General features: G+C 56.1%; 16 protein-coding genes. 7 read left to right on the top strand and 9 right to left on the bottom strand.

Annotated elements, in window-relative coordinates:
* Nucleotides 1–135 precede the first annotated feature (135 nt).
* The 6 genes from rpsA to trpB all read left to right on the top strand — a co-directional run bounded on the left by rpsA (nucleotide 136) and on the right by trpB (nucleotide 5,158).
* Nucleotides 136–1,809: a 30S ribosomal protein S1 gene (gene rpsA / locus BC777_RS15020; protein WP_100369024.1), complete on the top strand. Its 1,674-nt coding sequence runs from the start codon at nucleotides 136–138 to the stop codon at nucleotides 1,807–1,809.
* A gap of 356 nt (nucleotides 1,810–2,165) precedes the next feature.
* Nucleotides 2,166–2,447, top strand: a complete 282-nt coding sequence (ihfB, locus tag BC777_RS15015) for an integration host factor subunit beta (RefSeq protein WP_100369023.1) — start codon at nucleotides 2,166–2,168, stop codon at nucleotides 2,445–2,447.
* A gap of 72 nt (nucleotides 2,448–2,519) precedes the next feature.
* The gene (locus BC777_RS15010; RefSeq protein ID WP_100369022.1) at nucleotides 2,520–2,876 is read left to right on the top strand and encodes a lipopolysaccharide assembly protein LapA domain-containing protein; all 357 of its coding nucleotides are present in this window, start codon (nucleotides 2,520–2,522) and stop codon (nucleotides 2,874–2,876) included.
* The gene (locus BC777_RS15005) at nucleotides 2,876–3,523 is read left to right on the top strand and encodes a phosphoribosylanthranilate isomerase (RefSeq protein WP_100369021.1); all 648 of its coding nucleotides are present in this window, start codon (nucleotides 2,876–2,878) and stop codon (nucleotides 3,521–3,523) included. The genes BC777_RS15010 and BC777_RS15005 overlap by 1 nt, the downstream gene beginning before the upstream one ends.
* 55 nt (nucleotides 3,524–3,578) lie before the next feature.
* Entirely contained in the window at nucleotides 3,579–3,791 is a 213-nt protein-coding gene (locus BC777_RS15000; RefSeq protein WP_211095385.1) for an N-(5'-phosphoribosyl)anthranilate isomerase, read from the top strand.
* Nucleotides 3,792–3,934: 143 nt separating this feature from the next.
* Entirely contained in the window at nucleotides 3,935–5,158 is a 1,224-nt protein-coding gene (gene trpB, locus BC777_RS14995; RefSeq protein WP_100369020.1) for a tryptophan synthase subunit beta, read from the top strand.
* Here the strand turns inward: trpB and BC777_RS14990 are convergent.
* From BC777_RS14990 to BC777_RS14970, 5 genes are all read right to left on the bottom strand, one after another.
* Nucleotides 5,155–5,538: a DUF2237 family protein gene (locus BC777_RS14990; protein WP_100369019.1), complete on the bottom strand. Its 384-nt coding sequence runs from the start codon at nucleotides 5,536–5,538 to the stop codon at nucleotides 5,155–5,157. The two genes, trpB and BC777_RS14990, sit on opposite strands and share 4 nt — an antisense overlap.
* Nucleotides 5,539–5,612: 74 nt before the next feature.
* A complete protein-coding gene (locus BC777_RS14985; RefSeq protein WP_100369018.1) occupies nucleotides 5,613–6,653 on the bottom strand; it encodes a DUF2332 domain-containing protein in 1,041 nt (346 codons plus the stop codon).
* A complete protein-coding gene (pth, locus tag BC777_RS14980) occupies nucleotides 6,650–7,324 on the bottom strand; it encodes an aminoacyl-tRNA hydrolase (RefSeq protein ID WP_100369017.1) in 675 nt (224 codons plus the stop codon). Before pth ends, BC777_RS14985 begins: the two co-directional genes overlap by 4 nt.
* A 211-nt stretch (nucleotides 7,325–7,535) precedes the next feature.
* On the bottom strand, nucleotides 7,536–8,195 hold the full coding sequence (locus BC777_RS14975) for a 50S ribosomal protein L25/general stress protein Ctc (protein ID WP_100369016.1): 660 nt from the start codon (nucleotides 8,193–8,195) through the stop codon (nucleotides 7,536–7,538).
* A 138-nt stretch (nucleotides 8,196–8,333) separates the two neighbouring features.
* The gene (locus tag BC777_RS14970) at nucleotides 8,334–10,166 is read right to left on the bottom strand and encodes an autotransporter family protein (protein ID WP_133122574.1); all 1,833 of its coding nucleotides are present in this window, start codon (nucleotides 10,164–10,166) and stop codon (nucleotides 8,334–8,336) included.
* A 209-nt stretch (nucleotides 10,167–10,375) separates the two neighbouring features.
* On the opposite strand from BC777_RS14970, the gene BC777_RS14965 reads away from it, so the two are divergent.
* Nucleotides 10,376–11,515: an MFS transporter gene (locus BC777_RS14965; protein ID WP_100369014.1), complete on the top strand. Its 1,140-nt coding sequence runs from the start codon at nucleotides 10,376–10,378 to the stop codon at nucleotides 11,513–11,515.
* Between the two features lie 79 nt (nucleotides 11,516–11,594).
* On the opposite strand, the gene BC777_RS14960 is transcribed toward BC777_RS14965, so the two are convergent.
* The 4 genes from BC777_RS14960 to trpA all read right to left on the bottom strand — a co-directional run bounded on the left by BC777_RS14960 (nucleotide 11,595) and on the right by trpA (nucleotide 14,487).
* A complete protein-coding gene (locus BC777_RS14960; protein WP_100369013.1) occupies nucleotides 11,595–11,873 on the bottom strand; it encodes a hypothetical protein in 279 nt (92 codons plus the stop codon).
* 226 nt (nucleotides 11,874–12,099) lie between these two features.
* Nucleotides 12,100–12,303, bottom strand: coding sequence for a hypothetical protein (locus BC777_RS14955; protein ID WP_100369012.1), 204 nt, complete (start codon nucleotides 12,301–12,303; stop codon nucleotides 12,100–12,102).
* A gap of 143 nt (nucleotides 12,304–12,446) precedes the next feature.
* Nucleotides 12,447–13,610 (bottom strand): alpha-hydroxy acid oxidase, encoded by a 1,164-nt coding sequence (locus BC777_RS14950; protein ID WP_100369011.1) that lies wholly within the window; start codon nucleotides 13,608–13,610, stop codon nucleotides 12,447–12,449.
* Between the two features lie 85 nt (nucleotides 13,611–13,695).
* Entirely contained in the window at nucleotides 13,696–14,487 is a 792-nt protein-coding gene (gene trpA, locus BC777_RS14945; protein ID WP_100369010.1) for a tryptophan synthase subunit alpha, read from the bottom strand.
* Nucleotides 14,488–14,605 lie beyond the last annotated feature (118 nt).

Raw genomic sequence — 14,605 nt, 5'->3', positions numbered from 1 at the left:
TTGAGCGGGGTCGGTGAATAACCGGCCCTGTTGTTTTATTCCCGCATTGGCGCATTCGTCCAATCGCAACCCCAAAGACCGGCGGAGACAACCGCGCGGCCCGTATAAAACCAAACGTTAGGAAAACGACGCCACATGGCTAACACAATGGAAGAGTTTGAAGCACTCCTGAACGAAAGCTTCGAAATGGACACACCCGCTGAAGGGTCAGTTGTCAAAGGCAAGGTTATCGCAATCGAAGCGGGCCAAGCCATCATCGACGTGGGCTACAAGATGGAAGGCCGCGTAGATATCAAAGAATTCGCAAATCCCGGTGAAGAGGCTGAACTGGCTGTTGGTGACACTGTTGAAGTGTTTCTGCGCCAAGTTGAAAACGCCCGCGGTGAAGCTGTTATCTCTCGCGAGATGGCGCGCCGTGAAGAAGCATGGGATCGTCTGGAAAAAGCATATGCTGACGAAGAGCGCGTCGATGGCGCAATCTTTGGCCGCGTCAAAGGTGGTTTCACCGTGGACCTTGGCGGCGCAGTTGCCTTCCTGCCCGGCTCTCAGGTTGATGTCCGCCCTGTGCGTGACGCGGGCCCATTGATGGGTCTGAAGCAGCCGTTCCAGATCCTGAAAATGGACCGTCGTCGTGGCAACATCGTTGTATCGCGTCGTGCGATCCTTGAAGAGTCACGCGCCGAACAGCGTGCTGAAGTCATCGGTAACCTGACCGAAGGTCAGGAAGTTGACGGCGTCGTCAAGAACATCACCGAATACGGTGCGTTCGTTGACCTGGGCGGTGTAGACGGTCTGTTGCACGTCACAGACATGGCATGGCGCCGTGTGAACCACCCATCCGAGATCCTCACGATTGGTGAGACGATCAAGGTGCAGGTCATCAAGATCAACAAAGAAACCCACCGTATCAGCCTGGGCATGAAGCAGCTGCAGGAAGATCCATGGGATGCTGTTGAAGCCAAATTCAGCCTCGGTTCCGTACATCAGGGCCGCGTGACAAACATCACCGACTACGGTGCGTTTGTTGAGCTGGAAGCTGGCGTTGAAGGTCTGGTGCACGTGTCCGAGATGTCCTGGACAAAGAAGAACGTACACCCCGGCAAGATCGTCTCTACTTCGCAGGAAGTCGAAGTCATGGTTCTGGAAATCGATAGTGCCAAGCGTCGTGTTTCCCTTGGTCTCAAGCAGACACAGCGTAACCCATGGGAAGTCTTTGCAGAGCAGTTCCCAGAGGGCACTGAGGTTGAAGGCGAGGTTAAGAACATCACCGAATTCGGTCTGTTCGTTGGCCTCGAAGGCGACATCGACGGCATGGTGCACCTGTCTGACCTGACATGGGAAGGCCGCGGCGAAGACGTCATTGGCGATTTCCGCAAGGGTGACGTGGTACAGGCCAAGGTTGCCGAAGTTGACGTTGAGAAAGAGCGTATTTCGCTTTCCATCAAAGCGCTTGACGGTGATCCGTTTGCAGAGGCCGTTGGCGGCGTGAAACGCGGTTCGGTCATCACTGTTGAAGTGACCAAGATCGAAGACGGCGGCATTGAAGTTGACTATGAAGGCGCAAAATCCTTCATCCGTCGCTCCGATCTGTCCCGCGACCGTGCCGAGCAGCGTCCAGAGCGTTTCGGCGTTGGCGACAAGGTTGACGTGCGCGTCACAAACATCGACAGCAAAACACGCAAGCTGGGTCTGTCGATCAAAGCGCGCGAGATCGCAGAAGAGAAGGAAGCGGTTGAGCAGTATGGCTCAAGCGATTCCGGCGCCTCCTTGGGTGATATCCTTGGTGCGGCTTTGAAGGGTGACGAATAAGTCAAACCTGACATTATGAAGAATAGGCCCCGCTGCAGGTGACTGCGGCGGGGTTTTTTGTGGGATGGTATGCGATCCCTCAGCACTTCTGTTCTGGACCATGATTTGTGCCGGTTTCGCAGCCCACCAGATGCGGCGAATCGGCACGGTGCGATGACGACGCATTTTTGCCGCTTAACGGTTGGTTTGTGGTCAATGCTTGCTGATCCGCTCAATTAGTGCCCGCTGACGACACTTTTAGGTAAAAAACTAGCGTATCGGGCTATTTCGTCGCCGCCTCAAAATGCCTATAGTCTTTTGAAAAGCGGGCACAAACCTGAAGCCGTGTGCGCGCTGACTGGTTGGGAGGCCAAATTATGATCCGTTCCGAACTGATCCAGAAACTTGCCGACGAGAACCCGCATCTTTATCAACGAGATGTTGAAAAGATCGTAAACACCATATTTGAAGAGATTATAGAGGCGATGGCGCGTGGTGACCGGGTCGAATTGCGCGGATTTGGCGCGTTTTCGGTCAAGAAACGCGATCAGCGGATTGGGCGGAACCCCCGCACCGGTGAGGCCGTTGAAGTTGATGAAAAGCACGTCCCGTTCTTCAAGACAGGCAAGCTGCTGCGTGACCGGTTGAACGGTAACTAGGACCGATCGCTTTGCTTGGTTTTGCAATGAAAAGCAGTTCACCGTCGCCTTCATCTGCGTTAGGCTAAGATCATGAAAACAATTCGCTATGTATTTTGGGCCATTATTGGCCTTTGTCTGATCCTGATTGGTCTCGCCAATCGTGATATTGTTACAGTGCGTGCCATGCCGCAGGCGATGGGTGACTTGCTGGGGATTTCGCCTGATATTCAGCTGCCGCTTTTTGTGGTGATCTTTATTGGTGTCGGCGCTGGCTTGATGATCGGATTCTTGTGGGAATGGGTTCGCGAACATCGCATCCGGGCTGATGCACGGGGCAAGGCCCGCGAAGTTGAAAGCCTGCGCCGCGAGGTAGATCAACTGCGCGGAGCGGCGGCCGGCGCCAAAAGCGATGATGACGTTCTGGCGCTTCTTGAAAAGACAGGCTGATGCCAACCAACACACGGGTGAAGATCTGCGGGTTGCGTGATGCATCAGCGCTAGAGGCGGCCGTTGATGCCGGTGCCAACTATGTTGGGTTGGTGTTCTTCCCGAAATCCCCACGTCACGTCAGCCTGGCACGGGCCGCAGCACTGGCGCAGACCGCGCCGCTCGGTATGGCCAAGGTCGCTTTGGTCGTTGATGCGGATAACGCCTTGCTAGATCAGATCACAGCGAATGTGCCGCTTGATATTTTGCAACTGCATGGGGCTGAAACGCCCGCGCGCGTGGCAGAGGTCAGGGCGCGTTATGGTTTGCCTGTGATGAAGGCGGTCGGTATCGCTGATAAAGGTGATCTGGCGGCACTTGATACCTATGTACAGATAGCGGACCAAATTCTTGTGGATGCCAAACCGCCCAAGGATGCAGACCTTCCAGGTGGCAATGGCTTGTCGTTTGACTGGCGTTTGATTGCCGGGCGTCGCTGGCCGGTGCCATGGATGCTGGCCGGTGGGCTGACCCCTGAAACTGTGAGTGAGGCGATTGCGCTGACGGGGGCCAAGCAGGTTGATGTGTCGTCCGGGGTTGAGTCTGCACCTGGTGTCAAAGATGCGGCGCGCATTGCGGCATTTTGCGCAGCAGCGCGGGCGGATTAACGCGTCATTTACCTTGCGTGTGGATGTTATGCCTATGCAGCACGCAACTCTTCCAATGTCACCCGAAACTTGGTTTCGGCATTTGTTCTCGGCTCAATCGGCGCGCGATGGCGGTGTTGTACGCCGTAAGGTGCGCGATATGGAGCGGATGGTTGGCCGTGATGTGTTTACCGCTGAAATCAGACGGCGCGGATACTCTGCGGTTGAGAATGCGGGTCAGGTTATCGTGTTTTGCAATGCAGAACCTGTGCGGGTGGTCGTTGGGTAATCAATTCCTATTTTAGGAATTGTGCCAAATCCTCGATGAGGATTTGTTTTCAGACTTTCATTGAAAGTCTGCGACCGGATGGCGGCTTTACCAATCTGATAGGATTGGCTAGGTCTGGCCGGTGCGTAAATAGCAGGTGTCTCATGGCCAACGATCTTTTTAACAGCTTCATGACCGGTCCCGATGAAAAGGGCCGATTTGGTGACTTTGGCGGGCGTTTTGTCTCTGAGACATTGATGCCGCTGATCCTTGAGTTGGAAGCGCAATATGAACACGCCAAGACGGATGAGACTTTCTGGGCTGAAATGCATGATCTGTGGACCCATTATGTTGGCCGACCCAGCCCGCTTTATCATGCCGAACGCCTGACGGAACATCTGGGCGGTGCCAAGATTTACCTGAAGCGCGATGAGCTAAACCATACCGGTGCGCATAAGATCAACAATGTGTTGGGCCAGATCATTCTGGCCCGCCGCATGGGCAAGACCCGCATTATCGCGGAAACCGGTGCAGGCCAGCACGGTGTTGCAACTGCGACGGTCTGTGCGAAATTTGGTCTCAAATGCGTGGTCTACATGGGCGCACATGATGTCGAGCGGCAGGCCCCCAACGTCTTCCGCATGCGTCTGTTGGGCGCTGAGGTTGTGGCGGTAACGTCGGGCCGTGGTACGTTGAAAGACGCGATGAATGATGCGCTGCGCGACTGGGTCACAAATGTGCGCGACACATTTTATTGCATCGGTACTGTTGCAGGCCCGCATCCATACCCCGCGATGGTCAGGGATTTTCAGGCCATCATCGGCAAGGAAACCAAAGAGCAGATGCACGCCGCCGAAGGGCGTTTGCCGGATACATTGATTGCCGCCATTGGCGGCGGCTCAAACGCGATGGGCCTGTTTTACCCGTTTCTGGACGACAAAGAGGTCAATATCATCGGGGTCGAGGCCGGCGGTAAGGGCGTGAACGCGAAGATGGAGCATTGCGCGTCGCTCACTGGCGGGCGTCCCGGCGTGTTGCATGGTAACCGCACCTATCTGTTGCAGGATGATGTGGGTCAAATTCTTGAGGGCTTTAGTATTTCAGCTGGTCTGGATTACCCCGGTATCGGGCCGGAACATGCGTGGCTGCATGACATTGGTCGCGCGCAATATGTATCAATCACAGATGTCGAAGCGTTGGAGGCTTTCCAACTATGCTGCGCACAAGAAGGGATTATCCCCGCGTTGGAACCTTCGCATGCTTTGGCTCATGTGATGAAGATCGCGTCGGACCTGCCAAAGGATCACCTGCTGGTGATGAATATGTGTGGGCGTGGTGACAAGGATATCTTCACCGTGGCCAAGCATCTTGGCTTTGACATGACCTAACTGGCTGATGTGTCGGCGGCATAGCCCCGCAGAATATCGATTGATACGATTTCCAAGGCACGCACATGGGTTGCGTGCAAGTTGACCTGTGGGGCGCAGCCTTCTTCATGCGCTTGCAGGAAACGGCTGGCGCAAAGGCACCAACCGTCGCCTGCCTTCAATCCGGGAAAGCCGAATTCGGGCCGTGGTGTGCTTAGGTCATTGCCGACGTATTTGGAAAAAGCCAGGAATTCGTCGGTCATCACTGCGCAAACGGTGTGGCTGCCTTGGTCGGCGGCACAGGTGTCGCAGGCCCCGTTGCGGAAAAACCCGGTCATGGGGGCAGTAGAACAGGTCGCTAACGCGCTGCCCAGCACATTAAAAGAGGGGTCTTTTTCCATCGCCGTCCTGCCTTTCACTACCTTAAGGACAATGTAGTTGCATCTTGTGGAAATGCCATGAATGGGGCCTGACATTAGGTCAGACCGTTATCGTTCCATTTTACCCAGCGGCCGTGAAAATCGGCCCGCCCAAGGTGCAGCGTCAGGTCACCGGGCCATACCCGCAGTGTCAGTGCCGCTCCGTGCCCGCTGCCATCGTTTTCCATGCCAAACCATGCCAGCGGCGCCTCTGCGCTGGCGGCACGTCCGGCTGCTTCAATCAGGGCGGTTCCTTCGGCCTTCTTGTCATCAGGAAAGTATTGCCAGGCTACGGTGCTGTAGATCAGATGCGTCTGCCCGGTCACATGGGCCAGCCGTGGTTTGAGCCAATCAATCGCATCGCCTTGATCGACGGGCGTTCGCGCTGCTGCGATCGCGGCCCGCGTCAGCGCCATACGTTCAGGTTGATCCGGCCAAAGATAGGCTTGCAAACGTAAGGCATCATCCGGGTTTGTTGGGCTCAACGGGTTCAGATCGACCCCACCGCGCGACGCAATTGTCACCGGTGTTTGTGGCGGATAAGGTCCGGTCCATTCTGGCTTCAGCGTCAGCACTGGGTTTGCCGCCCCCAATGCAACCTTTTCCAGCTGCAAACCATATCCATCCCAATGCAGGTTCAGCCCGCCGCTGGCACCGAGTTCCGACGTCCGAAGCGGCAAACCAAAGCGCTGCGCCAAGAGATGCCCCACCGGGATCAGTGTGACTGAGCGGCGCACTTCGTTTGTCTGGGGTGCACTATCAAGCCACGTATTGATGTGATCGGCGTCCGATACAAGACATGCACAGATAGCGCCCCAGAGCGTTTGATCATCGACATCGTTTGGTGGGTAAACGGGCCCAAGCCCCACATGCCCTTTTAAGTGCAGCGCATGTAGTGCGCCCGCAAGCCGCAATGGGACGGATTGCCCCGCTGGGGTAATATCACCTTGCCACGCAAAAATGCGGTCTGTGACCGGCCCGGCGGGCCATTCCTGCGTGCCGCAGAGCGCCATTAGTCGCCCCATGAAGGGTGAGCCAAGGCCGGCGCAGGCTTTGGATTGGTGAGAGAAAGCCTCTTGGATTGCCGCGGGCGTCATCGGAATTTATCGACAAGTTTTTGCATCGCAGAGCGTGTGTCTACCTGTGGCTCTGGCGCGGGCGGCGGTGCTTTGGGTTTTGGCGCTGATTTGGAAGATCGCGGCGGTGCAACCCGCAGGGCAATCGCGTTGAGGAACTTGCCGCCATCGCCTGTAATCAAGTCGGCGATCCCGTCGCTGACGCCGCGCAACTCGTCATCCAGCCATTCCGCGTCCGCCTTTGGAAAATCACGCAGCACATAGCCAGGCACCGCATCTTTATGACCAGGGTGCCCAACACCCATGCGTACGCGGTCATAATCAGGTCCAATATGCCCGTGGATCGAACGTAAACCATTGTGGCCTGCATGCCCGCCGCCTGTCTTCAGGCGCACTTTGCCGGGAGCCAGATCAATTTCATCATGAAAAACAATCACGTCCTCCGGGGCGAGTTTGAGATAACGCATCGCTTCGCCCACTGACTGGCCAGAGAGGTTCATGAATGTTTCTGGCTTAAGAAGCGTTACCTTCTCAGATCCGAACCGCCCATCACAGGTTTGCCCCTGAAATTTGGACCGCCAACCGCTGAAACCATGATCTGCGGCAATGCGGTCCATTGCCATAAAGCCGATGTTGTGACGATTAAGCGCGTATTTCGCGCCCGGATTTCCAAGACCAACAAGTAATTTCATGCGCGCAACATAGCTTATGCCGCAGTGCAGCGCCAGAGCGTGTGAAATAGATCCAGTCTTACCTCAGCACGGTGACGTCAGGTGATTGTGGACACGGGATAGCTATGCCTTTGTGGACTGCGCGATGGAGACTATACACTGGCCCTCATCAAACGAAAAAGGGCGCTCCGTAAGGAACGCCCTTTCAACATCAATGCAAAAGCGTCGATTGTTACTCTTCAGCTGCAGCCTCGTCGCCAGCAGTTGGCACTTCGTCCGCTGCAACGTCTTCGCCTTCTTCCTCATCGTCGGCCAAGAGTGCGCGTGGTGCCTGTACGTTGGCGATAACAAAGTCACGGTCGGTGATCGCAGGTGTTGCACCTTCAGGCAGTGTCACGTCGCTGATGGAAATCGTATCGCCGATCTGGACGTCGCCCAGATCAATCTCGATGTGTTCCGGAATGTCGCCCGCCAGAACGTTCAGTTCGACTTCGTTACGCACAACAGTCAGAACGCCGCCCTTTTTCACGCCGGGGCAAGTATCTGCATTCAGGAACTCGACCGGGATAAAGATGTTCACACGGCTTGTGCGCTTCAGGCGCATCAGGTCGATGTGTGTTGGCAGGTCCTTGACCACGTCGCGCTGCACGCCACGGCAAATCACACGGACGTCTTCCTGACCCTCAATCTTGAGGTTGTGCAGCGTGGACATAAAGCCACCTTTGCGCAGTTTTGTCAGAAGGTAGTTGAAAGGGATGCTGATGGATTGCGGGTCTGCGCCGCCACCATAAACAATGCCAGGTACGTCGCCTTCACGGCGAGCTTGGCGGGCGGCCCCCTTGCCTGTCCCCGCGCGTACCTTGGCGTTCAGATCTGGGATCTTTCCAGCCATAGTATTTCTCCGATATGTAGGGGCCCGCCTCCAAGGGTGTCCGAGCCCGATGAAGCCCGCCGTATAGGCGGGATTCGTGCTTTTGAAAAGGGGTTTCTACAGGCACCGCCGCAGTCTGCGGCAGTGCCGTGCGATCTCTTAGAAACTGAAGCTTACGTTCAGGCCGGCGGCAACTGCGTCGGTTTCGTTTTCGCCGAACTGATACTCTAGATCACCTACAACGCTGAACTGTGCGGATTGGCTGAACACAGCCCGCGTGCCGACAAATCCACCCAGATAGTTGTCGCTATCACTGACGTCAAAATCTGCGGTGATGCCGTCCAAGGTCGCGCTGATGTCGTCCTCAAAACTGGTGCGCGCGTCAATCCCGCCGCGGAATGCCGTATCCACGCTGCCCAGCAGATAGCGGGTGGTCAGTTCGGCGCGGCCCTTGAGCGTTTGTGCGCTGCGGTCATCGACCTCAAGGTTCGCGCTGGTCGTGCCATCTTCGGTGTAGCCGTCAAAGTTGACAGCCGTGTAGGTCGCGGTGACCGAGGGGGTCAAAGCGACGTTGCCCAGCATGAAGGCTTGGGTTGCGGCATTCACCGATGCGCTGACAAATTGGCTGTCAAAGCGCGCTGTCGCGGTCTCAAAGCCCGCCAGATTGTCGATCACCAGCCGGTCGCTGTCATAGCTGCCGACCCCGGCGAGCACGCTGCCTGTGAGGTGAACCTGATCAAAGCTGCGGTTTAAGTAGGCCCCGGCGAACAGGCTTTCGGTGTCGGTGTCCTGTGAATCTGCGTCAGTTTCGATGTGTCCGGCAGACACACCGCCGACAAAGCCGACCCGGCCAGCGCTGGTATCGCGATCATACCCTGCGATCAGCCCGGCGAAGTTGTGGGAATAGGCCAATGCGGCCCCATCATCGCCAACATTGCGCGCCTGCCCAAACAGGCTGGCCCATGCGCCAGAGGTGGGGGCAACGGTGCCTTGGGTGGCCAGATCGGTGACGGGGGCGAACCGGCCCGAGATTTCCGCATGGGCACTGTTGCTCAGCGCGCCAACCGCTTCGTTCAGGACGGATATGCCGGTGGTATCAACGGTGGTGATCCCATCGTCGGTTGCAAAGAAGGCCAGATCATCATCGAGGTTAAGGGTCTCAACCCCAACAAAGGCCAGCACTGCCGAGGCGTTGCCTGCTGCGATATCCAACCTGTCTTCGCCTGCGCCCAGATCGATGGCCCCGATGATCTGCGATCCTGCGCCAAGGGTCACGGTCTGTGTGCCCGCGCCGCCCTCGATGGCAAAGCCTGCCGAATTCGTCGAGGACAGCAGCCCGGTATTCGTCAGAACCGTACTATCGCCGGTCATCTCAATGGCAGCGCCGGATCCTCCGGCGACGAAGATTTGACCACTGTTTGTGATCTGGGCGTTGTTTCCGTTCGATTCGATCCCGTCGGTACCCACTGTCGCAATGCTGCCGCTGTTTGTAATTTGAGCGTTGGCGCCGGTCGAGCGGATCCCGTCGGAGTCTGCTGGTGTAATGCTGCCGCTATTTGTGATCTGGACGTTGACGCCGGTCGAGCGGATCCCGGCTTCCGCGGCAATGCTGCCGTTGTTTGTGATCTGGGCGTCATTGCCGCTCGATTCGATCCCGGCGGAGTTTGACCTAATGCTGCCACTGTTTGTGATCCGGGCGTCATCGCCGTTCGATTCGATCCCGTCGCTGCCAGCCGTAACCGCACCGGCGTTTTCGATGATCACGTCATTGCCATCGGCCAAGATCGCGTCGTCTGCCACATCCAATATCCCGCCGGCATCAATCGTCAGGTTGTCGCCGTCGTCATCCAGCACCTGCTGATCGGTCACTACCTCGCCCTCCCCAATCACGGTCGCCTCCTGGGCCGTGGCGGGTGTGAAAGTTGTAAGGCCGATGGCCAAGGCGAGAGCCGATGTTAATGTGTGTGGTTTGGTGAATTTGAAGTGTGTCATGTGTTGTGCCGTCACTTGTTTTCTGGACTTCAATGATCGTCCTTTTTGTCTACGCACCACACGCGCGGATTATTCCTGAAAATTCAAAATAATTTAAGCACTGCCGCATGTCTGGCACGACGTTATCCTTTCACTTTGACATAACTGTTGTTCTGGCCGCGCTACTTTGGAACTTGCTTTGAGACAGGCGCAGATGCAGGCATGCCGTCATGTCTATTTTAACTGCTCTTTGTGTGTCGCGCCGCCCTGCCACTGCCTTTGTGGTGGTCGGCATGTTTTGGGGCTGCTTTGCGGCTTATGTTCCTGTGATCAAAGGCCAGTTGGGCGCGTCGGACGCGCTTTTTGGGACCTTGCTGTTAGGCTCTGCCACTGGGCTGGTTTCGGCGATGTGGCTGGCGCCGCGTGCTGACCGTATCTTAGGTGCGCGTGGCATGCAGGTGGGTGCTGCGATGCTGGCGGTGGCGTGGCTGCTGCCAGGGCAGATTACCGTGCCTCTTGTTTTTGCCAGCGCGATGGCTTTCGTTGGTCTGGCCTCTGGTTTGCTAGATGTAGTGATGAACGCCCGCGTAAGCGAACTCGAGGCCAAACATAACCGCCCCTTGATGAATGCGAACCATGCGATGTTTTCTGTCGCCTACGCCTGCGGGGCGTTATGTGTTGGGTTCACGCGAGAGGCGGGCCTGCCACCGACGCCTGTCTTTGCGGGCATTGGCGCGCTTGTCTTATGCATGCTGCCGTTGATGCGGATGGATGTGTCATTCGTCGAAGCCGCCGAAGGCTATGAAGGGCGCTACCCGCTATGGCCGATTGTCCTATGTGGCGCGATTGTGCTGGTGGCCTTTATGTCAGAAGCCACGGTCGAGGCATGGTCTGCACTGCATGTTGAGCGCACCTTGGGCGGTGGCGCTGCGGAAGGGGCTTTGGGCCCGGCTATGCTGGGGATCACCATGGCCATCGGGCGGTTTTCCGGGCAGGCAGTCGCGGAACGCATCCGCGAGGTTCCTCTGGTTGTCGCTGCCTCTGTGATATCGGCGATGGGTGCCGCGATTGCTGCGCTGGCACCGTCACCTCTGTTTGCCTATCTTGGGTTCGGCATTTTGGGACTGGGTGTTTCCGTGATCGGGCCGATTGGACTCGCGCTGGTGGGTAAACTGGTCGCCCCGCACCTGCGTACAGAGGCGATCAGCCGCACGGCAGTAATCGGGTTTTCGGGGTTCTTTTTTGCGCCAATGCTGATGGGGTTGCTGTCAGACGCATTTGGTCTTCGGATGGCGTTTCTGGCGGTGGCGGTCTTGTTGTTAAGCGTGCTGCCCCTTGCCGTGATGGCACGGCGTTTGCCGATGCAGTAAACTTGGGCAACAAAGAAAAAAGGCGCCACCTAACATGGTGCCGCCCTTTATTTGCAAGTAATTGCAGGTTGGGATCGAATTAAAAATTGATACCGGGCTCTTCGGGCTCTTCGATCTGCTCGTCAGAGTCGTCTGGCTCATCGTCGTCATCATCATCGTTGTTCACAGCAGCCGCGATCAGCAGTGCTGCAAGAATGCCGACGACGATATATGTTGGATCAACAGAAGAGCCTGCAACAGGTGCGACGGCTTCTTCCATGACGGGGGCTTCGACGATTTCATCGGCAAGGCCACCTGCAAAAGCGGATGTTGTACAAAGGGCCAACGCGGCGGCAAGCGCCGTTGTTTTAGTGAACATAATGTTTTCCTCACTCGTTAAAGACGGCTATTCGTTAACTTTGTATTAACGCTCGTCGTTCCATTGATCCCAAATTGTCTGCGAAAGGTCAACAGTTTGCCGTTTGAAAGGGGCTTTCGTACCTTAGCGGTCAGAGTCCACAGCCCTACTGCAATAAGGCTAATGCCTTATCGCAACCTTTGTGCAAGATGTTGTTATCTCTGCAGAAACCTGCAGAGCATTTGCTTCATTCGCTTACCGCGGCACCGATCAAGATGGCCGCAAGGATACCAACAACGACATAGACGGGCTCAAACGAAGGTTGGGGCGGTGCGGCTGGTTCGGCTACGGTTACATCCGGTTCAATGATCGTAGGTTCCAGACTGCCTGCAAATGCGGTGTTGGCTGCGAGAATGGATGCAGCGGCGATGGTCATTAATGTGGTACGCATAATTGTGCTCCTGTTGAAATACGTCCCGGTTTGGTGGCACAAAACGTTAATAATCGCGACATGTCGAGCGTGTGAACGTACATACACGTACTATTAGTGCAAATGCATGTAAAACTGTTGTTATTAAAGCGGCCCTGGCCGGATTACTGCCAGCGCCCTTCAAAATTCTCTGGTATAAGCAGGATATCCCGATCCAGTTCCTTTACGTCCCGCCGCCCACACAAGGCCATTGTTGTATCCAGTTCCTTGTGGATGACCTCTAGCGCCGTTTTCACACCCTTTTCGCCCATAGCACCCAACCCGTTCACAAAGGCGCGCCCGATATAAGTGCCTTTCGCACCCATCGCCAACGCCTTGAGCACGTCTTGGCCCGATCTGATCCCGCTGTCGAGGTGCACTTCGACCTTGTCACCTACAGCATCCAGAATGGCGGGAAGGGCGCGGATGGAAGATAGAGCACCGTCAAGCTGGCGACCGCCATGATTGGACACGATGATTGCATCTGCACCCAGTTCGGCGGCTTTCTTGGCGTCTTCCGCGTCCAGAATACCTTTCAGGATCACTGGACCGCCCCACATTTTCATCAGTTCTGCGACGCGGTTCCAGTCCAGCGTCTGATCAAATGCCTCTGCCGTCCATGAGGCAAGCGAGGACGGGTCTGCCACGCCTTTGGCATGCCCTACGATATTGCCAAAGAAACGGCGTGGCGTACCCATCATTTCAAGCCCCCAAGACCATTTCGTTGCAAGATCGGCCATGCTGGCCAATGTGAACTTTGGTGGCGCAGACAAACCGTTCTTAAGATCTTTGTGCCGCTGTCCCATAATCTGTAAATCCAGCGTAATCACGATGGCAGAACAGCCGGCATCGCGTGCCCGGTCAAACAGACGCTGCATGAAATCATCATCTTTCAGTGTGTAGACCTGAAACCAGAAGGGTTTGTTGGTCCGTGCGGCCACATCCTCGATTGAACAAATCGACATTGTAGAAAGCGTGAATGGCACGCCAAATTTCTCGGCAGCGCGTGCGGCTTTGATCTCACCATCGGCGCATTGCATGCCCGTAAGCCCAACCGGGGCAAGGGCCACGGGCATAGACACATCTTGCCCAATCATCTGGCTGGCCGTCGTTCGGTTTGTCATATCCACCGCGATCCGCTGGCGCAGGCGGATCTGGTCAAAGTCGGATGTGTTTTCGCGAAAGGTCTGCTCTGTCCAACTGCCGCTTTCCGCGTAGTCATAGAACATCTTGGGCGTGCGACGTTTATGCATCCGCTTGAGGTCAGCGATAGTTGTAATGACAGGCATGGCAACATCCTTGAATTGGTAACTATTTGTTACCGATTTAAGGGTTTTGCGCAAGTGTTTGCGTTGACGTGGATCAAACGGGGGGTCAGCCCCGATGCGTGCCCTCCGCCAGTGATTTCACGAATGCCAAAACATCATCAACGCTTTCGCCCGCACCAATCTTTTCCACAATGGCAGAGCCCACAACCGCGCCATCCGCGATCTTGGCAATCGCTTCGGCGGCGTCCGGTGTCTTGATCCCAAAACCCACAATGACTGGCAAATCCGTCTGCCCCTTGATCCGCGCGACCTCGGGGCCGACATCGCCTGCCTGCGCTGCGGCAGTACCCGTAATGCCGGTGACCGAAACGTAATAGACGAAACCGGATGTATTTTGCAGCACTGTCGGCAAACGCTTGTCGTCAGTTGTTGGCGTGGCTAGGCGGATAAAGTTGATGCCTGCCTTTTGCGCCGGTATGCACAGTTCATCATCTTCTTCGGGCGGCAAATCCACAATAATCAAACCGTCAATACCTGCTTCTTTAGCATCGACGAGAAACGCATCAACCCCGCGTGAATAGATCGGATTGTAATAACCCATCATCACGATCGGCGTGGTGTTATCTTCTTTGCGCAAATCGCGGGCGTACTGCAGCGTCTTCTCAAGGTTCTGTCCCGCTTCCAACGCGCGCTGCCCCGCCAACTGGATTGTCGCGCCATCCGCCATCGGATCAGTGAACGGCATGCCAAGTTCGATAATATCAACGCCCGCGCCGGGCAGACCTTTGACGATCTTGAGGCCGGTTTCATAGTCAGGATCACCTGCCATGACATAGGCTACAAAAGCTTTCTTACCCTCAGCGCGCAACTGCGCAAATTTCGCGTCGATTCTGCTCATCTTGGTCCCCGGACTGCAAACTTGACGTGGTTTGCTTGAAGGAATGCAGAAAATCAATGGCAGAGTGCCCGATCCCTGCGCTTGCGCCTGTGACCATCCACCCCTAGAAGCGCGTTCA

This window comes from Yoonia maricola (genome assembly GCF_002797915.1).
In the GTDB taxonomy this organism is placed as follows: domain Bacteria; phylum Pseudomonadota; class Alphaproteobacteria; order Rhodobacterales; family Rhodobacteraceae; genus Yoonia; species Yoonia maricola.
This window is presented reverse-complemented; position numbering and strand designations above follow the sequence as displayed.